Annotated in this window: 16 protein-coding genes and 1 pseudogene; 9 read left to right on the forward strand and 8 right to left on the reverse strand. The window is 61.1% G+C overall.

What is annotated here, in order from left to right; all coding sequences use genetic code 11:
- From QU481_RS22160 to QU481_RS22170, 3 genes are all read right to left on the reverse strand, one after another.
- Positions 1 to 583 (reverse strand): transposase domain-containing protein (locus tag QU481_RS22160; protein ID WP_289832165.1); only part of this gene is annotated, 583 nt, incomplete at its 3' end.
- Between the two features lie 128 nt (positions 584 to 711).
- Complete coding sequence (gltX, locus tag QU481_RS22165) at positions 712 to 2100, reverse strand: glutamate--tRNA ligase (RefSeq protein ID WP_289832180.1); 1389 nt, start codon at positions 2098 to 2100, stop codon at positions 712 to 714.
- A 92-nt stretch (positions 2101 to 2192) separates the two neighbouring features.
- Entirely contained in the window at positions 2193 to 2825 is a 633-nt protein-coding gene (locus tag QU481_RS22170; RefSeq protein WP_289832166.1) for a LysE family translocator, read from the reverse strand.
- Between the two features lie 157 nt (positions 2826 to 2982).
- Between QU481_RS22170 and QU481_RS22175 the strand changes: the two genes are divergently transcribed.
- Entirely contained in the window at positions 2983 to 4413 is a 1431-nt protein-coding gene (locus QU481_RS22175; RefSeq protein ID WP_289832167.1) for an aminotransferase-like domain-containing protein, read from the forward strand.
- 101 nt (positions 4414 to 4514) lie between these two features.
- Here the strand turns inward: QU481_RS22175 and QU481_RS22180 are convergent, their stop codons facing one another.
- Positions 4515 to 5624, reverse strand: coding sequence for a L,D-transpeptidase (locus QU481_RS22180; protein WP_289832168.1), 1110 nt, complete (start codon positions 5622 to 5624; stop codon positions 4515 to 4517).
- 146 nt (positions 5625 to 5770) lie between these two features.
- Between QU481_RS22180 and rlmD the strand changes: the two genes are divergently transcribed.
- On the forward strand, positions 5771 to 7330 hold the full coding sequence (gene rlmD, locus QU481_RS22185; RefSeq protein ID WP_289832169.1) for a 23S rRNA (uracil(1939)-C(5))-methyltransferase RlmD: 1560 nt from the start codon (positions 5771 to 5773) through the stop codon (positions 7328 to 7330).
- 310 nt (positions 7331 to 7640) lie between these two features.
- Here rlmD and QU481_RS22190 read toward each other — a convergent pair whose 3' ends face one another.
- Positions 7641 to 9260 carry a methyl-accepting chemotaxis protein gene (locus tag QU481_RS22190; RefSeq protein ID WP_289832170.1) on the reverse strand — a complete coding sequence of 540 codons (1620 nt, stop codon included), beginning with the start codon at positions 9258 to 9260 and terminating at the stop codon, positions 7641 to 7643.
- 365 nt (positions 9261 to 9625) lie between these two features.
- Positions 9626 to 9778 (reverse strand): aldehyde dehydrogenase family protein, encoded by a 153-nt coding sequence (locus QU481_RS22195; RefSeq protein WP_435382754.1) that lies wholly within the window; start codon positions 9776 to 9778, stop codon positions 9626 to 9628.
- 517 nt (positions 9779 to 10295) lie between these two features.
- Between QU481_RS22195 and QU481_RS22200 the strand changes: the two genes are divergently transcribed.
- The 3 genes from QU481_RS22200 to QU481_RS22210 all read left to right on the forward strand — a co-directional run bounded on the left by QU481_RS22200 (position 10296) and on the right by QU481_RS22210 (position 13519).
- Positions 10296 to 10895, forward strand: coding sequence for a UPF0149 family protein (locus tag QU481_RS22200; protein WP_289832172.1), 600 nt, complete (start codon positions 10296 to 10298; stop codon positions 10893 to 10895).
- 707 nt (positions 10896 to 11602) lie between these two features.
- Entirely contained in the window at positions 11603 to 12055 is a 453-nt protein-coding gene (locus QU481_RS22205) for a hypothetical protein (RefSeq protein ID WP_289832173.1), read from the forward strand.
- Between the two features lie 150 nt (positions 12056 to 12205).
- On the forward strand, positions 12206 to 13519 hold the full coding sequence (locus QU481_RS22210; protein WP_289832174.1) for a hemolysin family protein: 1314 nt from the start codon (positions 12206 to 12208) through the stop codon (positions 13517 to 13519).
- A gap of 50 nt (positions 13520 to 13569) precedes the next feature.
- On the opposite strand, the pseudogene QU481_RS22215 reads toward QU481_RS22210, so the two are convergent.
- Positions 13570 to 14077: pseudogene (locus QU481_RS22215) on the reverse strand (IS5 family transposase).
- An 896-nt stretch (positions 14078 to 14973) separates the two neighbouring features.
- Here QU481_RS22215 and QU481_RS22225 point away from each other — a divergent pair.
- Entirely contained in the window at positions 14974 to 16371 is a 1398-nt protein-coding gene (locus tag QU481_RS22225; protein ID WP_289832175.1) for an amino acid permease, read from the forward strand.
- Between the two features lie 255 nt (positions 16372 to 16626).
- Here the strand turns inward: QU481_RS22225 and QU481_RS22230 are convergent, their stop codons facing one another.
- Positions 16627 to 16929: a hypothetical protein gene (locus QU481_RS22230; RefSeq protein ID WP_289832176.1), complete on the reverse strand. Its 303-nt coding sequence runs from the start codon at positions 16927 to 16929 to the stop codon at positions 16627 to 16629.
- 247 nt (positions 16930 to 17176) lie between these two features.
- On the opposite strand from QU481_RS22230, the gene QU481_RS22235 reads away from it, so the two are divergent.
- From QU481_RS22235 to QU481_RS22245, 3 genes are all read left to right on the forward strand, one after another.
- On the forward strand, positions 17177 to 17851 hold the full coding sequence (locus tag QU481_RS22235; RefSeq protein ID WP_289832177.1) for a response regulator: 675 nt from the start codon (positions 17177 to 17179) through the stop codon (positions 17849 to 17851).
- Positions 17838 to 19214 (forward strand): sensor histidine kinase, encoded by a 1377-nt coding sequence (locus tag QU481_RS22240; RefSeq protein ID WP_289832178.1) that lies wholly within the window; start codon positions 17838 to 17840, stop codon positions 19212 to 19214. Before QU481_RS22235 ends, QU481_RS22240 begins: the two co-directional genes overlap by 14 nt.
- Before the next feature lie 340 nt (positions 19215 to 19554).
- Positions 19555 to 19856 (forward strand): transposase domain-containing protein (locus QU481_RS22245; protein WP_289832179.1); only part of this gene is annotated, 302 nt, incomplete at its 3' end.

A 19856-nucleotide genomic window follows, 5' to 3' on the forward strand; every position in this document is an offset into this window, starting at 1 on the left:
GGATCGCCTGGAGCAGGTCACGGGCATAGCGCATTTCATTCTTGGCGTATTCGCCAAAGACAGCCTCTCGCACCAGATGCGTCGCCAGCGAAGTCAACGTCAGCAGCCGCAACTGCGGATAGCTGGCGGCTACGCCGGAGGCATAAGCCTGTGCTCCGAAGTGCTGACGATTCTCTGGGGTATCCGAGGTACGCAGCGTACTGCCATCAATCGCGTAGCGGGCCAATCCGCGCCAGCTTCTTCCCTGCTGATGCCGCTCATCCCAAACCAGCGCGCTGAGCCCGAAGAGTTGGGCCAACGGTTCCTCGCCGAGGCGCTGCCGCGCCTGGGTCAAGGCGCTCTTGGCAATCTCTGGATTGACCGCGTCAGGCAGCACCAGATCGAGATGAGCGACGACCTCCGGGATGGGCTGATGCCGGTCCATCGCCAACGCAATGACCAGCCAGACGACCTGTTCGGCCGGCAATCTACGCCGGCGCACGCTGGCTTTGCCGGTCACTGCAAGCGCGTGGGCGATCCATGCCGGGTCAATTTGCTGAGAAAGTGCAGAGAAATCAGGGTGTTTATGAGCCTTGCTTACCATCTTGACCAACGTGAGGGAGTCAACTTGGCCGGAGTATGAGCAAGATTCGCACCATGAAAAATGCCGTTCACTTGCTTAAGTGAACGGCATTAGCCCATCCGGCCGACTTTCCTGAGGAGAAAAGCGACTTAACCGCGCATGCGCGCCAGCACCTCATCGCGGCCGATCAGCGCCAGCACCGCGTCCACCGACGGGGTCTGGGCGGTGCCGCACACCAGCACGCGCAACGGCATGCCGAGCTGCCCCATCTTGATACCCTCGTCGGCGCAGAACGGCTTGAACAGCGCGTGGATGCTCTCGGCAGTCCACTCCGGCAGCGCCGCCAGGCGCTCGGCGAAACGGCCCATACGCTCGCGCGACTCATCCGACAGGTGTTTTTCCAGATCAGCGGCGCTCGGGGTGCGACGCGCGTAGAAATAGTCGCACTCGGCAGCCAGGGCGTTCAGGTCCTGCACCCGCTCCTTCACCAGCGCGATCACATCCGCCAGGCACGGGCCGTTGGCTGGGTCGATGTTGGCGGCAGCCAGACGCGGTGCGATCAACTGCGCGAGACGCAGATTGTCTGCCGCCTTGATGTGCTGGGCGTTCAGCCACAGGAACTTCTCGTTGTTGAAGCGCGAGGCCGACGGGCTGACGTCCTTCAGTTCGAACCACTCGACGAACTGCTCCATCGTGAAGAACTCGTCGTCGCCGTGGCCCCAGCCGAGACGCGCCAGGTAGTTGAGCAGCGCTTCGGGCAGGATGCCCTTATCGGCGTAGTCGACCACGCTGACCGCGTCGCGGCGCTTGGACATCTTCTGGCCGTCCTCGTTGAGGATCATCGGCAGGTGGCCGTATACCGGCAGCGGCGCACCGATCGCCTTCAAGATGTTGATCTGGCGCGGAGTGTTGTTGACGTGATCATCACCGCGGATCACGTGGGTGATGTTCATGTCCCAGTCGTCGACCACCACGCAGAAGTTGTAGGTCGGGCTGCCGTCCGGGCGGGCGATGATCAGGTCGTCGAGCTCGGTGTTGCTGATCTCGATGCGGCCCTTCACCGCGTCATCCCAGGCGACCACGCCGTCCAGCGGGTTCTTGAAGCGCACTACCGGCTGCACATCGGCCGGCGGGGTCGGCAGGGTCTTACCCTCTTCCGGGCGCCAGCGGCGGTCATAGCGTGGCTTCTCGCCACGGGCTTCCTGCTCGGCGCGCATCGCCTCCAGCTCTTCCTTCGAGGCGTAGCAGTAGTAGGCGTGACCGGCGTCCAAGAGCTGCTGGATCACTTCCTTGTAACGGTCGAAGCGTTCGGTCTGGTAGAACGGGCCCTCATCGTAGTCGAGCCCCACCCAGTGCATGCCGTCCAGGATCGCCTTGACCGATTCCGGGGTGGAACGCTCCAGGTCGGTGTCTTCGATACGCAGCACGAACACGCCGCCGTGCTTGCGGGCATAAGCCCAGGAAAACAGCGCGGTGCGCACGCCGCCGATGTGCAGGTAGCCGGTCGGGCTCGGGGCAAAACGGGTACGGATCATGATGGGAATGAACTCGGTCAAATCGCAAAGCGCCCATTGTACGCCGCCAGCAAAAAGGCCGGCAAACGCCGGCCTTACGATGGGATCAGATGTAGTTACAGGGACAGTGCCTGCGCCGCCAACCCCGCCGGCAGCATCTCAACCAACAGCCAGATCGCTGTCATCGCCAGCATGCCGGCCATGCTGTGATTGAACACCGCAAGACGCCGCGGCGAGTCGAGAAAGCGCTTGATCGCCACCCCACTCCAAGCCCAGATCGCGATGCAGGGCAGCGTCACTCCCGCCGCCAGCACGGTGAACAGGAGTGCGGCCTGCCATACCGGCATGTGTTCCGGCAGGAACACCATCACCACGTTGAAGCCCATCAGCCATACCTTCGGGTTCAGCCAGTTGAACAGCAGGCCACCGGCAAAGCCCATTGCCTGCGTCTCGCCCTGCTCGCCCGGCTGACCGGCATTCGCCATCTTGAACGCCAGCCACAAGAGATAAGCGCAGCCGGCCACCGCCAGCACCAGCTTCAGGCTCTCCATCCATGCCACCAGGCTGCCGAGGAAGCAGGTCAGGATACCGATCTGTAGACCGAGTCCGATCGCCATACCCAATAGCATCGGGATGGTGCGGTTGAAACCGTGGTTGATGCCGGACGCAGCCAGCACCAGGTTGTTCGGCCCCGGTGTGATGCCCATCACAGTCAGGTACATCACCAGCGCAATTAAGTTGATTTGCATGATCGACAGCCGCAGCAGATTGAAATTTGTTAGCTGCATGGTACCGATCTGCCTTGTACAATTACAGATTCAAAAAAACACTATTGAGACCGTAACAGTTTTGGTTTGGTAAAACTGTTACGGTCCCGATTCGTTCTAACTGTGCTGGTGAACCGCGATGGCGCAAGAACCGATCTATCAACAACTGGTGAACGAGTGGATCGAACTGATCCAGAAGGGCGTGGTACGACCGGGAGAGAAACTGCCGTCGGTGCGCAAGGCCTGCGACATGCACAAGGTCAGCCCGTCGACGATCCTGGCCGCCTACCGGGCGCTGGAGGACCGCGGCTTCATCGAAGCGCGGCCGCAGTCTGGTTTCTACGTGAAGGCGGCGGCAACACTGCCTCTGCCTAGGATGCGCAAGCAGAGCATCGGCCAGCCAAGTGGAGAAGCGCTGCTCGACCACCTTGAGGCGGTGCTCGCCGCCCAAGCGCAGGAAGGCTATATCGACCTGTCGCTGGCCAGCCCGCGCGGCAGCGACTTCTACCCCACCACCCGCCTGAAGCACATCCTCAACCGGCTGACCCGCGCGCAGCCCGAGCTTGCCACCGACTACCCGTTTCCGCCCGGTTCGGCCAGGCTGCGCCGCCAGATCGCCCAGCGTGTGGTCGGCTGGGGCGTGGTGCTGGCGCCGGAGGACCTGTTGATCACCAACGGCTGCACCGAGGCGCTGCAGCTGGCGCTCAGGGCCGTCTGCAAACCGGGCGACACCGTCGCGGTCGAGTCACCGACCTACTTCGCGCTGATCCCCCTGTTCCGCAGCCTGGGACTGACCGCGATCGAGATCCCCACCCACCCGAACGACGGCATGTCGGTCGACGCGCTGGAAGTGCTGCTGGCCGAGAAGCGCCTGAACGCCATCCTGGTACAGCCGACGGTGAGCAACCCGCTGGGCAGCAGCATGCCGCTGGCGGCGAAGAAAAGGTTGGCCGAACTGGTCAACCACTACCAGGTGCCGCTGATCGAGGACACACCGCATGCCGAGCTCTACTATGGTGCGATCACACCGGACGCGGTGAAGGCCTACGATCAGGACGGCTGGGTGATCCTCTGTTCCAGCTTCAGCAAAGCGCTGGCGCCGGGCTTTCGCATCGGCTGGATGGCGCCGGGGCGCTTCCTGCGCGACACTACCCGGCTGAAGTTCGCCTCCAGCATCGCCCAGCCGCGCCTATTGGAGGAAACGTTGGCCGAATACCTGGAGAGCGGCGGCTTCGACCATCACCTGCGCCTACTGCGCCGCCACTTCATGGCGCAGATGGAACGGCTGCGCGGCTTCGTCGCCGAGCGCTTCCCGGCCGGCACCCGCGCCAGCTCCCCATCCGGCGGCTGCCTGCTGTGGGTGGAGCTGCCGCCGCAGGTCGACACGCTGGCGCTGTTCCGCGCCGCCTTGGCAGAGCGGATCACCGTGGTGCCCGGCCTCTTGTATTCGCCGCGCGGCCGCTACCGCAACTGCCTGCGGCTGTCATGCTGCTACCCGTGGAGCGACGCCTATGAGCGCGCGCTCGGTCGGGTCGCCGAGCTGGCCGCCGAACTTTGCGGGGCAAACTGACCCATCCCAATGCAAACGGCCCCTCGCCGCAAGGCAAGGGGCCGCACCGTTCGGGGGTAACGCTCAGGCGGGACCTACCATCCCGCCTACGTCTTTCCCCCTTAATCCGGCATGTTTCCAGTTAATCTGGCATGTTTCCAGACAGGTGTCGCCGACACCTCCGGCTTCGGCTCCATCAGCGGCTCGGCCTGCGTCACTGGCACATTGGCCTCCGACGCCGGTGGCGGCTGCCAGCGTACCACCATCCGATTGCCGTCTATCTTTGTGGTGTCTAGGTGACGACAGGTCAGACATACCGACTTGCCATGGCGAGCCTTAGTGAAGCTGGCATGTCTCCAAGCAGGCGCCGCCGCTGACGCCTCCGGTTTCGGCTCCATCAGCGGCTCGGCCGGCGTTACCGGCACGACCGCCTTCGGCGCCGGCGGCTGCTGCCAGCGAACCACCGTCAGAGTGCCATCCATCTTGGCGGTATCCGGATGGCGACAAGTCAGGCACACCGGCTTGCCGTTGCGCGCCTTCAGCGCCTCGTTGACCCGCTTGCCGAACACCGCCACGCCGCGGGAGTGCTGCCACGACAGCAATGCATTGGCCAAGGCCTGATATTCGACGTCCTTATGCTTGTAGCCGTCGTGGTAAGCCGTCAGCCACAGCTGGCCGGCGCTGTCCTCGTTGAGCAGTACCGACTGGTACGCCACCGTCACCGACGCCCCGCTCTTCACCGTGCTGGCCAACGCCAGGACGTCGTCGTTCCTCAGCCGCACGCAGCCGTGACTACGAAAGCCCGGCACGCTCGACGGCACGTTGGTGCCATGCATTCCAAGGCCGAGCTTCGGCTCGCCAAAGCGGATGAACACTGGACCGAGCGGATTGTCAGGCCCCGGGGGCACCACCGTCTGCACCGGTTTGCCCTTGCGGCGCATCTCTTCCTGAATGGACTTGGGTACGTGCCAGCTCGGGTCCCGGTACACCCCCTTGATGGCGTAATCACCAGTCGGCGTCGCCGTCAACATCTTGCCAACCGCCACCGGGTAGCTTGCCACCAGATTGCCGTCCTGAAACACGAACAGTCGCGTCTGCGGCAGGTTGACCACGATGTGCTGCCCGGAAGTGTTCACGGGCAGGTCCGGCAAGGGCACCTGCGCACGCGCCACGAGCGACAACACGCCGACCAGCATTCCCACCACCATTCGCGACCACACCAAACCACGCATCGAAACGTCCATTCAACCCGAATATTTGTTAACGGCCGCATCTTAACAGAAAACCATCGATTCTGCGGCGTGCCAAAAAAGCGCTGCGCCCCCCCGGCTTTTTTGAGAAAATTGATCCTTTAGCTTTTGATTTGACAAGCAAAACGATGACGCACTCCTCCAACCCGGTCGCCCTGATCGAATCGCTGGACTTTGAAGGCCGTGGTGTCGCCCACGTCGAAGGCAAGACGCTGTTCATTGAAGGCGCCTTGCCATATGAGAAGGTCAGCTACAGCAGCTTCCGCAAGAAGCCCAGCTTTGAGAACGCCGACACTGTTTCAGTATTGAAGGAAAGTTTCGTCCGCACCACCCCGCGTTGTTCGCATTTTGGCGTGTGCGGCGGCTGTTCGATGCAGCACGTCGAGCCAACCGCTCAGGTGGCGATGAAGCAGCGCGTCCTGGAAGACAACCTCGCCCACATCGGCAAGGTGAAGGCCGAGCGCATCCTTCCTCCGATCGCGGGCCCGGCTTGGGGCTACCGTCATCGCGCCCGGATGTCGGCGCGCTTCGTCGAGAAGAAAGGCGGCGTGCTGGTCGGCTTCCACGAGAAGCGTTCCAGCTTCATCGCCGACATGCACGAGTGCCACATCCTGCCCAAGCACATCTCCGACCTGATTGACCCGCTGCGCGAATTCATCGCTACCCTGTCGATCAAGCAGCGCATGCCGCAGGTGGAAATCGCCGTCGGCGCCGAGGTCGACATCCTGGTGTTCCGCAACATGGACGACATCACCGCCGAGGATGAGCGCCGCTTCGCCGCCTTCGCCGACCTGCACCGCAGTGCAGAGCGCCCGCTGCAGATCTGGCTACAACCGAAGGGCCCGGACACCTGTTACCCGATCTACCCGCTCGACGCGCCGAAGCTGACCTATCGCATCGACGACTTCAACGTCGAGATGCCCTACTATCCGACCGAGTTCACCCAGGTGAACCCGCAGATCAACAACGTGATGGTCGGCCGTGCGCTGAAACTGCTCGACCCGCAGCCGGGCGAACGCATCGCCGACATGTTCTGTGGCATCGGCAACTTCACCCTGCCGATCGCCCGCTCCGGTGCCATCGTGCACGGCATGGAAGGCAGCGAGGCGCTGGTCAAGCGCGCAGTGGAAAACGCCACCCACAATGCGCTGCAGGACAAGGTCAGCTACGAGATGGCCAATCTGTTCGACGTGACTGAAGAGAGCTTTGCCGCGCTCGGCCAGTTCGACAAGATGCTGATCGACCCGCCGCGCGACGGTGCCATTCAGTTGGTCAAGGCGCTGAACGACGAAACCGCCCCACCGCGCATCGTCTACGTGTCCTGTAACCCGGCCACGCTGGCCCGTGACGCTGGCGTACTGGTGCATACCAAGGGCTACACACTGAAAGCGGCCGGTATCATTAACATGTTCCCGCACACCGCCCACGTCGAGTCGGTCGCCCTGTTCGAAAAGACCGGCCCGTGCATGAGCCGCGAAGCAATCGCCGCCATCGAAGCCGAAGAGCAGGCGCGCCGCGAAGCCGCCAAGGCTGCCAAGAAGGAACGCGAAGCCCAGGAGGCCAAACGCAAGGCCGAAGAGGAAGTCGCCCGCATCGCCAAGAAGGCCGCGCGCCACGAGCACTATCTGGCCAACAAGGATTATTACGACGCGCGTAGTGCTGCGAACGGTGAAGTTCCATCTGAGTGAGAGCTGGTAGTCGGTTTTAGATGAGTTTTTGTATCGCTCGACCCCGGTTTTGCCCCAGAGCGAACCATGCAAACTCATCTGACCGACAGCTTCATCGCTAGACTGAAGACCCCGGATACCCGTGTTGAGTACAAGGACACGCGGATTCCGGGGTTTACTTTACGTGTCGGCCGTCGAGCCACACAGGAAGAAGCCCCCTTACCGCCTCTGCAAAAAGGCACCGGACCGCACGCGGCCCGGTGGAAAAGCGATTTGACGGCCTAGCCAGTTGGGTAGCCACAAGGCACCCGGATAACCGCGGCAGAGGAACTTACAGCTTGTACTGCGCGATGATCTGCATCTGGCGCTCGGCCAGTTGTTTGAGTTCATCCGAGCTGGTCGCGCTACGCGAGGCCGCGTCGTTGGCCTGCTCGGACATCTGCACAATCTGCTCCACTTGCTGGGCGATGTTCTTGCTGGCCGTACCTTGCTCCTTGATGGCGCTGGAAATGTCGATCACCACCCGGGTGGTATCGGCAGCGGCACTACCGATACCCTGGATGGCCTGATCGGCAGCATCGGCCCGTGCCACCCCAACCTTGGCCACTTCTTCGGCCGTCTTCATCTGGCTGACCACGGCCTCCACCTCACGTTGCATGGCTTGCAGGCTGGAAGAAATCTCGCTGGTGGAGCTAGCAGTGCGCTCTGCCAACTTGCGCACCTCGTCAGCCACCACGGCAAAACCGCGCCCCATCTCGCCGGCGCGCGCAGCTTCAATGGCGGCATTCAACGCCAGCAGGTTGGTCTGGTCCGCCACGTCGCGAATGACCTGCACCACGGAAACGATCTGGCTGCTTTGCTGATTGAGGCCATTGATGGAGGAGCTGGCGCTGCCGATGGCCTGAGAAATTTCGCGAATGTCGCGGATGGTCTGGCTAATGGTAGCGGAGCCGGCATCGGCCTTTTCACTGGAAGAGCGCGACAAGTCCTGCGCTTCGGAAGCACGCTCGGCAACATGATTGACGCTGACCGCCATCTGGTCGATGGTAGAGGCCACCGCGGAAGACGATTCGCTCTGCATGGCCGCCACACGATAGATGGCATTGGCGTTCTGCGCCATTTCGTTGGATGAGGTCACCACATCCTGCGAACCGGCCTTCAGCTCGCGCAAGTTGCTTTGCAACCCTTCCAGCAAAGAGTTGAAGGCCTTGGCGGTAAGACTGATCTCGTCCTTGCCCTGGCTGGCCACCCGCAGGGCGAAATCGCGCTCCTTGCTGACCTTTTCCATCGTGTTCTGCATCGCCGACAAGGAGCGAACAATCGAGCGGATCAGCAGAAAACCACCAGCGGCCACCCCCACCAGCACCATGGCGGCGAGCAAGGTCTGCAGCCAGCGCGCCTGGTTATAGGCTGACTGGTTGACATCGATCAGCTCGCCGGCGCTCTGGTATTTGTAGGCAAGATGCTTGTTGAGGTCGTCCTCCAGCCTACCGGCCAGCTGGTACAAATCGCCACCGTCCAACTGAGCATTGGCCACCGACAAGTAGTTGGCGCGGGAGTTGTTGTAGAACTCGGCCATGGCCGTGCGGTAACGAGCCATGTCGTCCTTGTCCTGCTTGGCCATCTTGCGGTCTTCCGGCTCGTCGGCCAGTTGCTTCTCATAGTCGTCGATCGCCTTGTCGAACACCTGCAAGGTGGTGGCGACGTCCTTCTCGTCTAGCTGCTTCTTTTCCAGGTTGGCGTGGGCAGCATGATTGCGTAGGGCAATGCGGATATGGGAAAGCGATTGTTGCGCGGTCTGCAACGCCTTGAGACTGGGGAAAGTGTTGCTGCTGATGTATTCGAAACGCGATTGTGCTGCGCTCAGTTGAAATAGCCCCACACCGCTGATCACCACCAGGGCAAACAACGCCATGGCCAGCAACAGGGTAATTCTGACCTTGATAGTCATGCTCCAACTCCCTTTCCGTGCTTGTAATTGTTTTATCTGCCACGCATGTCACAGGTTCGCTTGGTGCTCTTGAGCGGCACCATGGGCAAACTTACAGCGGGCACGGTGTTTTATACTTCAAAAGATTCAAGCCCAGCCAGAACGATCCCGCTTTCATTGCAAACTGTATACAACTTTGTTGTCTGCATGACAGCACACCGGCCGGCCAGCCATGAAAAAGCCCGGCAGTAGCATGCCGGGCTGTGTCGGACAGAGGATCAATCCTCAATGGTGAATCATGACATACCGCGGGCACCGGGATCGGTACGTTGACCCCGACCATGCCGCCCTGGATACGATGCACAAAATTGCATGTCTCATCGCCATCACGGGTGAAGATGGCGGCACCCATTTCCAATGGCATATTCGTTGATCAGCTTGACCGTTTCCGCGTAACTCGACACACGCACCACCGCCAGCACCGGCCCCAAGATCTCTTCCTGGTAGATACGCATTGCTGGGGTCACATGATCGAACAGCGTACCGCCCGGAAGAAGCCAGCCCTATTGTCGGCCGCGACCACGCCGCATCCGTCCACCACGAGCTTAGCCCCCGGTCGATAGAGCCCTTCACCTTGTCGCGGTGCTCGCGCACCACCAACGGCCCCATCTCGATACCTAGCTGGTCCCAAGCGCCAATCTTGAGTGCACGGATCTTCGGCGCCAGCTTGGCGATCAGCACGCCGGCGGCTTGGTCAATATCTGCGTCGGTCAACACCACCATGCGGTTCCTAGCAAGAAAAGGTAGACCTGTAAAACAGGTTCAGAGCCTTTTTACAAACCTCGCTATCCCAGGTGCGCTACCAACACAACTACACCAATCGGGTTAGCAGACGTTCTTAATCCAAGTCATCAAAGCTGAGGCTACTACCATGCCCAGCCAAGGGGCATCGCCCGGTCCTCCCGAGGGTTGTGCTTTGCTGCCGGACGCCATGCCGCTGCCCGACGCGATTTGTCGGATAATGCAGGTCCCATTTCGTCGAGCAGAGCAACAGCCATGAAAAACAAACCGATGAGCGAGCGCGACTACCAACGCCTGGGCGACACCCTGGCACGCTTCAAGAACCAGGGCGCGATGAGCCTTGAAAGGCTCGACGGATTCTTTGCCGCCCTGCTGTGCGGCCCGGAACCGGTCAAGCCGACCGAGTGCCTGACTGAGATTCTCGGCGCTGCGTTCGACGATGAGCGCGCCTTCCCGACTGAAAAGGCGCTAGAGCAGTTCGTCACCCTGTTGATGGGCCACTGGTTCGAGATCGCCCACACCCTGCAACACGACGAAGAATTCCACCCTTGGTTGGAGGCAGACGAACAAGGGGTGGTGCACGGCAACGACTGGGCCGAAGGCTTCAGCGCTGCAATGGAATTGATGAACGAGGATTGGGACCTGTTGTTTGACGACGAGAACGAGGCCCAAGCACTGGTGCCGATCATGGCGCTGGCGTACGAGCGCCATCCCGACCCGGAGATGCGCCCCTACCTCGATAGCGCCGATCCGATGCAGCGAGAGGAATGGCTGGCCGGGATCTCATCGGCGGTGACATCGATCTATCGTTTCTTCGCCGCGATCCGCAAACAGATCGAGGACGACAACCTGTAGAGGCCAGGGGCAAGCAGGATGTTCGCGCATCCATTGCAAAACCAACCGTTTGATGACTTTTGGATCACGCAAGCAGTTGCACGTGCCTCCGGTTTGGCAACTAGGCATTTATAAGGATGTGCCGAAAGCGGTGCCAAACCGGCAACAGCTTCACAGGCAAGTACATCGTGAAAGAACCGTCCTCTTTGCCCTGACTGCCGTTTTCAATCAGGCTTCATCATAGGCTTCGCCACAGCGGCCAGCTCAATCACTCCCACCGGCTTGTGGCGTCCCCCTTCTCTTCGCAAGCACTCCGAGCCTGGCCAGATGGCCTTTTCGGTCAACGAACTCTCAGACACGGGGCCCCATACCGCAGTTATGATCATCGGCCCCCGGCTTCTAGAACAACGCAACAGGCTTATTATTACTAAAAATCATATAAATTTATTTTTTATACAAAAAAAGTATATTGAAACCGGATTAAAAATCACAAAGCCCCCGTATCATCACTGGCGTCGCAGGCACATGCCCTGTCCGCCTCTTTACGTGCCATTTGCAACCTATGCGACGGCGCCGATAACACCGCAAGCGCTCGAACACTCGGTTACATCTGCTCACATTTGGCGAACAGACGGCGAGGATTTCGCTTCGTAGTATGCATCTCAAGGACGCACCGAAAGCGGTGCCAAACCGACAACAACCAACAACTTCGCTGAATGGATAAAGTCATGAAAAAACTGTCCCTGATCGCCCTGTCCGCTGTTTTCAGCCTGGCTTCTGCTGCTGGCTTCGCCGCTGATGCTAAAGCCGCTCCGAAAGCCGCTCCGGCTGCTGCCGTTAAAGTAGCTGCTTCGGCTCCGGCCGCTTCCGCTCCGGCTGGTGCTAAGCACCACGCTAAGAAGCACCACGCCAAGAAGCACGCTAAGAAGGCCGCTTCGGCTCCGGCAGCTCAAAAGGCCCAAGCCGCCAAGGACGCTTCGGCTCCGGCAGCTGCCAAGCACCACACCAAGAAGCACCACGCTAAGAAGCACGCTAAGAAAGCCGCTTCGGCTCCGGCCCAGAAAGCCCAAGCTGCTAAGGACGCTTCGGCTCCGGCAGCTGCCAAGCACCACACCAAGAAGCACCACGCTAAGAAGCACCACGCTGCCAAGAAGGCTGCTCCGGCTTCCGCTGCCAAGTAAGGCATCTTGATTGGGCGGCCCGTGCCGCCTGATTACAGACCGCACCCGCAGGTCGGCCGAAAGGCCTCTTGCCGGTGCGGTTTTGTCATCCACAGTTGTCTGGCCGGCGGGTATACTGGTAACTCGTTCATCAGATGAGATCCACCCCGGTTGGAAAGCCTCTTACTGGTCATTGCGGCGTTTGCACTGGTCGCGCTCAATGGCTTCTTCGTTGCAGCCGAATTCGCCCTCGTTAAGCTGCGCCAGACCCGAGTGCGCGCGCTGGCCAAACATCATGGCATCCGCGGCCGGCTGCTCATCCAGGTTCACTCCCACCTCGACGCCTACCTGTCCGCCTGCCAACTCGGCATCACGCTAGCCTCACTGGGCCTAGGCTGGATTGGTGAACCAGCATTCGCAAAGCTGTTGGCCCCACTGCTGGAAAGCCTCGGCATACAATCGGCCAAACTGATCCACGCGATCTCATTCTCCTTCGCGTTTTTCACCATCTCGTACCTGCATATTGTGGTCGGCGAGTTGGCCCCCAAATCGATGGCGATCCGCCGTCCGGAGAACGTGTCGGTCTGGACCGCGGCGCCACTCTACCTGTTCTATTGGCTGATGTACCCGGCAATCTGGGTGCTCAACACCAGCGCCAATGTGATCCTGAAGCTGGCCGGCCTCGATAGCGGGCATAGCCACGAATCGCAGTATTCGTCTGACGAACTGAAACTGATTCTGCGCAGCAGCCGTACCACCGAGAAATTCACCCGCGACGAATGGGTGGTGATGGCGCACACACTCGACTTTGGCGAATTGCAGGTATCGGACCTGATGCGCCCTATCGGCGAGGTAACCGGTCTGTACCGCGACCGGACGCTGGAAGAGAACCTGGAAACCATCTACCTGCACCGTTTCAGCCGTTACCCCTATTTCGACCGCGATGGGGAAACGGTGCTCGGGGTGATCCACCTGAAGGATCTGTTCCTCGCACAGAAGCACGGCAAGCCGCTGCACTCGCTGGAACACTATCTGCGCCCGATCGAACTGGTAACGGAGGACATGCCGGCGCTGGAACTCTTGCGGCTGTTCCGCAAGGGGGCGCCGCACTTCGCTGTGGTCGGCTACAAAGGCCAGAATCCTATCGGCTTCCTGACGCTGGACAACCTGCTGTCGGCGCTGGTCGGCCAGATCCGCGACGAGTTCCGCCAGGACCAGAATGACTGGACCCGCCTCGATGACGACACTCTGATCGGCAAGGGTAGCCTGCCGCTGTTCTCGCTGGAGCGGGCGCTGGGCATCGACATCGACAACGACACGGTCGAGTCGGTCGGCGGCTTGGTCATGGACAAGCTCGGCGACCTGCCCAAAGAGGGCCAGAAGGTCGACTTCGAGCAGTTCAGCGTGGTGGTAAAGAAGATGAAGGGTCCGCGCATCGTTTTGGTACGGGTCTACCCGAAACTGCCTCTGCAGAGCCTACAGTAACCCCTCCTGCGGCCGTGCCAATCACCTCCTCCCAAGGGCTCAGAACCTGTTCACGATCTTCTGAGCAGCAGAGCCCAAAAGGCCAGATGGACGAACTGCAAGCTGATATTGAGCCTGCCCTCGCAGTTTTTCCACAGCCTGCTGTTTTTCTCTAACCAGGCAAAACTACGCTCACCGATCCAACGCTAAGGCATGAGTTTGAAAGTGTGCAGTTTGCTACGCCTGGGCACACAGTAAGCTGCTCGCCCAGCATGTCGCATAGGCCCTGTGCGAACGGCTCACCCACGTAGCCGCTATCTGCCAATAGACCTTCTACTCGCTGCAAGGCAGGTCTGCAACACTCAAGTGCCTGCCACGCCCCTTTGTGATCAGTGACTTCGGCTGTGGTCACTGCCACAGCGTGCGGCAGTCCCTGAGTGTCCACGGCAATGTAACGCTTGATGCCTGAAACTTCTTGCCTGCGTCGTATCCCGCGATTCCCCCATCACGCTCCAGCCGGCGCACCCGCTCGGTGCACGACGTGGCCGACATACCGACTTTTTCGGCCAGCTCGGTCATCGACAGGCGGCCGTTGCTTTGCAGGTGGATCAGGATCTTCAGGTCGATCTTGTCGAAGGAGCGGTTGGCACTGGTTCTGAATTTGATGTTTTCACTGAAATCAGCAGAATTTACATGTGATAACAATACTTTACTTACGTAATTAAGTAAAAAAACCTGCCATCTGCTCAATATACTATTGAAAATCACTGCAACACGTTGCAGTTGCGCAAACATCGGTCAAAACCGGGGTGCGCCAGCCGTCGGCCACAGGGTCGACAGCCGGGGGAAGCAAGGCAAAAGCACCAGGAGAGCAGGCATGAAGGTAGTCAGCCAGGCGAAATGACGCGAAAAAGCGGGATGTACTTATCGAGTACTAAGCATGTTGAGCGTCATTTCAACTCAGGATCACCCAAGTCCTAGAAGATAGAACGCAGCAGATCGTGAACAGGCTCTCAGGGCGTGGTCGTTTTACCATTCGTGCTCGGCCACCCCGCCGGCCATATCCTCACTCCAATTGTCTGACAATCGATTGGCGACACTTTTGCATTAAAATCGGGGATCGGAAGCCATTTTTCGCCTCTGCATCAGAATAGTCTGATAGGCATATTTATTCATTTTCACAGGAGAATCACACGACCAACGAACAAAAAAACTCAATATTTGTAATTTTTCATGAATTTTTATCAAAAAATTCTGAATTTTCACAAATAGATGGCTTTGAAAAATAACGAAAACTTATAGCCATATGCACAAACCACATGGTGAGGTGCTACACTTTTCCCGGCCATGATCTATGCATGGCAGGCGGTCACCGGCCGCCGCAACTAAGCCGCGAAGATAACGCGGCGCCGACAACAGCCTATCCGGCCATACAAGTCGACAAGCTCCCAACCGGGAGCCACATGGAGAAATACATGCAAGACAATCAAGAGACCCTTCATCGCGGACTCGAGGAACGTCACATCAATCTGATGGCGCTCGGTGCTGCCATCGGCGTGGGCCTGTTCCTCGGCTCGGCCACCACCATCAAGATGGCCGGTCCGGCCATCATGCTGTCATACGCGCTGGGCGGCGTTGCCATTTTCCTGATCATGCGCGCGCTTGGTGAAATGGCCATTCACGACCCGGTGGCGGGTTCGTTCAGCCGCTACGCGCAGAACTACCTTGGCCCGATGGCCGGCTACCTGACCGGCTGGACCTACTGGTTCATGTGGATCGTTACCTGCATGGCCGAGATCACCGCCGTTGGCGTATACATGCACATGTGGTTCCCGGACGTACCGAACTGGATCTGGGCGCTGTCGGCACTGGTGATGATGGGCTCGGTCAACTTCATCGCGGTGAAGGCCTACGGCGAGTTCGAATTCTGGTTCGCGCTGATCAAGATCGTGGCGATCGTGCTGATGATCGTGGCCGGTGCGGGGACGATCTTCTTCGGCTTCGCTAACGGCGGTGTCGCCACCGGCATTTCCAACCTGTGGAGCCACGGCGGCTTCGCGCCTAACGGCATCAAGGGCGTGCTAATGGCGCTGCCGATGGTGATGTTCGCGTACCAAGGCGTGGAAATGATCGGTCTGACCGCCGGCGAAGCGAAGAACCCGCAAAAGACGCTGGCTCGCGCGGTCAACTCGGTGTTCTGGCGCGTGCTGATTTTCTACGTCGGTGCGCTGTTCGTGATCATGTCGCTCTATCCGTGGAACGAGATCGGCACCCAGGGCAGCCCGTTCGTGATGACCTTCGAGAAGATGGGCATCCCGGCCGCCGCCGGCATCATCAACTTCGTGGTGCTGACAGCCGCTCTCTCCTCGTGCAACAGCGGCATCTTCAGTACCGGCCGCATGGTGTACAACCTGGCCCAGCAGAACCAGGCGCTGCCGGTGTTCGGCAAGGTCGGCAAGAACGGTGTGCCGAACGCTGCGGTGCTGATCTCGGTCGTCCTGCTGCTGGCCGGTGTCGTTCTCAACTACCTGGCCCCGAAGGAAGTGTTCACCTGGCTGACCGCGATCGCCACCTTTGGCGCGGTCTGGAGCTGGGGGGTGATCCTGCTGTCGCAGATGAAGTTCCGCCGCACCCTGAGCAGCAAACAACTGGCGCAACTGGGTTGCACCATGCCGCTGTTTCCGTATGGCTCTTACATCGCGCTGGGTTTCCTCGCGCTGGTGATCGGTCTGATGGCCTACTTCCCGGACACCCGCGTGGCGCTGATCATCGGCCCGGGCTGGCTGGTATTCCTGGTGGTGGTGTACTACCTGATGGGCTTCAACAAGACCAAAGGTGAGTCGATCGGCCGTCCCGTTTCCCAGACCCTGTAAGTAAGCCAGCATCGCAGCAGGCAGCACGCAGGCCTTTCGGCCAACCTTCTTACAAGTGATTCAGCCCCGCTTCAGCGGGGCTTTTTTTTGCCCGAGCGAAAAGAGACCGGCACGCACCAAGAGCGGTGTAGCCGGCCAAAGCGGAACCGAACGAGCCGGTCCAGGAGCGCTGCAGCAGAAAAGCCCGGCTCATCCTGTCCCAGGCTACGCGAGTATCGCCTGACGGCGGCGCAGCTCGGCATGGGTGCGCGGCGCCTAGTGCTCGGCGATGGCCTGGCAGCCCCTGGCGAACACCACCGGCTCGAAGGTGGTGCCATAGGTCTCGTCGCGCCATTTCGCCCAATCGGGCAAGCCCCTCTGCACCGGCGAGGCGTAGCGCTGCGCATAGCCGTCGTTGACCAACTTCACCTGCCGGTCCATTGCCGAGCTCCAGGCCACGTCGGCGAGCGGGTGATCGGCATCGACCTCCTCGCGCAGCTGGCAGTTCAGCCCGGCGCTGTTGAGATCCAGATAGTCGATGCGCAGGAAGTGGGAGCGGTTGCGGGAACTGGCCAGCAATGGGACAACCGCCTAGGCGTCGGTGGTCGAGTAGATGGTCAGCGCCCCCTCCTACGGGCCGCATCGACCAGCCTCGTGTGCCGGCCGGGTAGGCGTCGCCGGCCAGCGCTGACAGCGCTCCAGGCCAGGCACAGCAGGAATCTGGCAAGAGCAAGACGGGCTATCGATCGCATCGGTCCAACACTCGGGTTAGTCGGTGTTAGCATTCTCGGACCTTCAGCTTTCAAATCGCTTTCAAGAAACTGTCATGCGCCTGCTACTCGTCGAAGACAATCCGGAATTGGCCGACTGGCTCGGCCGCGCGCTGACCGCCGCCGGCCACGCGGTGGACTTGGCCCGCGACGGTGTCGAGGCCGACCAGCTGCTCGCCTACGAGCCATACGCGCTAGTGATCCTCGACATCGGCCTGCCGCGCCTGGACGGCTTCGAGGTGTTGAAGCGGCTGCGCCGCCGCGGCAACCGCGTGCCGGTGCTAGTGCTGACCGCGCAGAGCGGCATCGACGATAGGGTGCACGGCCTGGACCTGGGCGCCGACGACTACCTCGGCAAGCCGTTCGAGCTAGCCGAACTGGAGGCACGTACCCGCGCGCTGCTACGCCGCTCGCAGGGCCGCGAGGCCGGGCCGCTCGGCTGTGGCCGGCTGCTGTTCGAGCCGCAGGCGCGCCGGGTGACGGTGGCCAGCGCCCCTCTGGCGCTGACCCCGCGCGAGCTGGCAGTGCTGGAGGTGTTGCTGTACCGCCAGGGCAAGCCGGTGACCAAGGACACCCTGGCCGAACAGATCGTGCGGCTCGATCAGGACCTGAGCCCGGATGCGATAGAGATCTACGTGCATCGCCTGAGGAAAAAACTGGCCGGCAGCGGCGTGCGCATCGCCACGCTACGCGGCCTGGGCTATCTGTTGGACGTGGATGATGCAGCCTAGCCTGCTGCGCCAGCTCTTGGTGTGGATCGTGCTGCCGCTGATCCCGCTGATGCTGATCAATGGCTGGCTCGCCAGCGACAATGCCCGCGCCTCGGCCGACCGTGCCTTCGACCGCACCCTACAGGCCTCGGCGCGCAACATCGCCGAGCAGATCACCGTCGAGGGGGGCGAGCTGGTGGTCAACATCCCAGTGGCTGCACTGGCGATGTTCGACCCGAACTTCCAGGACCGGGTGTTCTACCGGGTCGGCTTTGCCGGCGCCAGCACCATCACCGGCTACCACGACCTGCCCCTGCCCAAGCCGCTGCCGGACAGCGGTGAGCTTTCCTTATACGACACCCACTACCGCGGTGAGGCGCTGCGCGTGGTCGCCTACAGCTTCCCGCTCTACTACAACGGCGCCCACCACCAGATGCTGGTGCAGGTCGGCGAGACCACCAGCGCGCGCCAGGCGCTAGCAAGCCGCTTGCAGCGTGACTCCTTGCTCCAGCAGCTCCTCTTGGCAGCCGTGGTAGTGCTGTTCGCCAGCATCGGCATCCACCAAGTGCTGCGGCCGCTACGCGAGGTAGGCCGAACGCTAGAAGAGTGCGGCGGCGACCCGGCGCTGCGCCTGGACGAGAGCGCGGTGCAGTCCGAGCTGCAACCCTTGGCGCGCGCGCTGAACCAGACGCTGGAAAAGCTTGAGGAGCAGCTCGACGCCCGGCAGCGCTTCGTCGCCGATGCCGCCCACCAGCTGCGCACCCCGCTGACGTTACTGAAGACCCAGGCCGAGCTGACCGCACGCGAAGCGGACGATGCGCGCCGCGACGAGGGGCTGGCTGCGCTGGTGCACAGCACCGACCAGGCGATCCGCCTCGCCAACCAGCTACTGGCGCTCTCGCGCGCCGAACCGTGGCAGGCGCAGCAGCCCCCCACCCCGCTGGATCTCGCGCGGCTTGCCCGCGAGGTGTGCGGCGACTTCGTCGCGGCGGCGCTGGCCAAAGGCATCGACCTCGGCTATGAAGGCGTCGAACACGCCCCGCTTGCCGGCCTGCCGGTGCTGCTGCGCGAGCTCTTATCCAACCTGGTGGACAACGCAGTCCGCTACAGTCCGGCGGGCGGCATCGTCACCCTGGCCGTCGCTACGACTGACGCCGGCTGGCGACTAAGCGTGCAGGACAACGGTCCGGGCATCCCGTTGGCCGAACGCCACCGGGTGTTCGAGCGCTTCTACCGTGGAGCCGATACCAGCGACAGCCACGGCTGCGGGCTGGGCCTCGCCATCGTCGCCGAGATTGCTCGGGTGCACAGCGGCAGCGTCGCACTGACCGATGCTCCCGGCGGCGGCCTCATTGCCACGCTGGCACTGCCGGCGTCGGGCTGAGCGAGTCCCCTTACCCAACGCAAGGCCCCCGTTTTCGAGTCAACCACCGTGACGCGGCGACTTCGTCGATATGGGCAAGCTCAAACGAGCGAAAATCCTGCGAGGCACAGCATCGATGCCGTATGTCATCGTCCTGTCCAATTTCTGGTGTCAGGAGCCGACATTTCGCTCGGCCGCTACTTCACCGTCGGCCTGAAGCGGGAAGCACTGAGCGCTGACGCTGCATGCAAAACCGGCCCCTATGGGGGTAATGCCGTTCACTTAAGCAAGTGAACGGCATTTTTCATGGTGCGAATCTTGCTCATACTCCGGCCAGGTTGACTCCCTCACGTTGGTCAAGATGGTAAGCAAGGCTCATAAACACCCTGATTTCTCTGCGCTTTCTCAGCAAATTGACCCGGCATGGATCGCCCACGCGCTTGCAGTGACCGGCAAAGCCAGCGTGCGCCGGCGTAGATTGCCGGCCGAACAGGTCGTCTGGCTGGTCATTGCGTTGGCGATGTACCGGCATCAGCCCATCCCGGAGGTCGTCGCTCATCTCGATCTGGTGCTGCCTGACGAGGTCAATCCAGAGATTGCCAAGAGCGCCTTGACCCAGGCGCGGCAGCGCCTCGGCGAGGAACCGTTGGCCCAACTCTTCGG

Origin of the sequence: Crenobacter oryzisoli, assembly GCF_030385785.1 — a bacterium.
GTDB classification, from domain to species: Bacteria; Pseudomonadota; Gammaproteobacteria; order Burkholderiales; family Chromobacteriaceae; genus Crenobacter_A; species Crenobacter_A oryzisoli.

Bases quoted from the DNA above. Each gene is read 5' to 3' on its own strand.
- QU481_RS22170 (WP_289832166.1), bottom strand. From the start codon at position 2,825: ATGCAAATCAACTTAATTGCGCTGGTGATGTACCTGACTGTGATGGGC.
- QU481_RS22175 (WP_289832167.1), top strand. From the start codon at position 2,983: ATGGCGCAAGAACCGATCTATCAACAACTGGTGAACGAGTGGATCGAA.
- QU481_RS22180 (WP_289832168.1), bottom strand. From the start codon at position 5,624: ATGCGTGGTTTGGTGTGGTCGCGAATGGTGGTGGGAATGCTGGTCGGC.
- rlmD (WP_289832169.1), top strand. From the start codon at position 5,771: ATGACGCACTCCTCCAACCCGGTCGCCCTGATCGAATCGCTGGACTTT.
- QU481_RS22190 (WP_289832170.1), bottom strand. From the start codon at position 9,260: ATGACTATCAAGGTCAGAATTACCCTGTTGCTGGCCATGGCGTTGTTT.
- QU481_RS22200 (WP_289832172.1), top strand. From the start codon at position 10,296: ATGAAAAACAAACCGATGAGCGAGCGCGACTACCAACGCCTGGGCGAC.
- QU481_RS22205 (WP_289832173.1), top strand. From the start codon at position 11,603: ATGAAAAAACTGTCCCTGATCGCCCTGTCCGCTGTTTTCAGCCTGGCT.
- QU481_RS22225 (WP_289832175.1), top strand. From the start codon at position 14,974: ATGCAAGACAATCAAGAGACCCTTCATCGCGGACTCGAGGAACGTCAC.
- QU481_RS22235 (WP_289832177.1), top strand. From the start codon at position 17,177: ATGCGCCTGCTACTCGTCGAAGACAATCCGGAATTGGCCGACTGGCTC.
- QU481_RS22240 (WP_289832178.1), top strand. From the start codon at position 17,838: ATGATGCAGCCTAGCCTGCTGCGCCAGCTCTTGGTGTGGATCGTGCTG.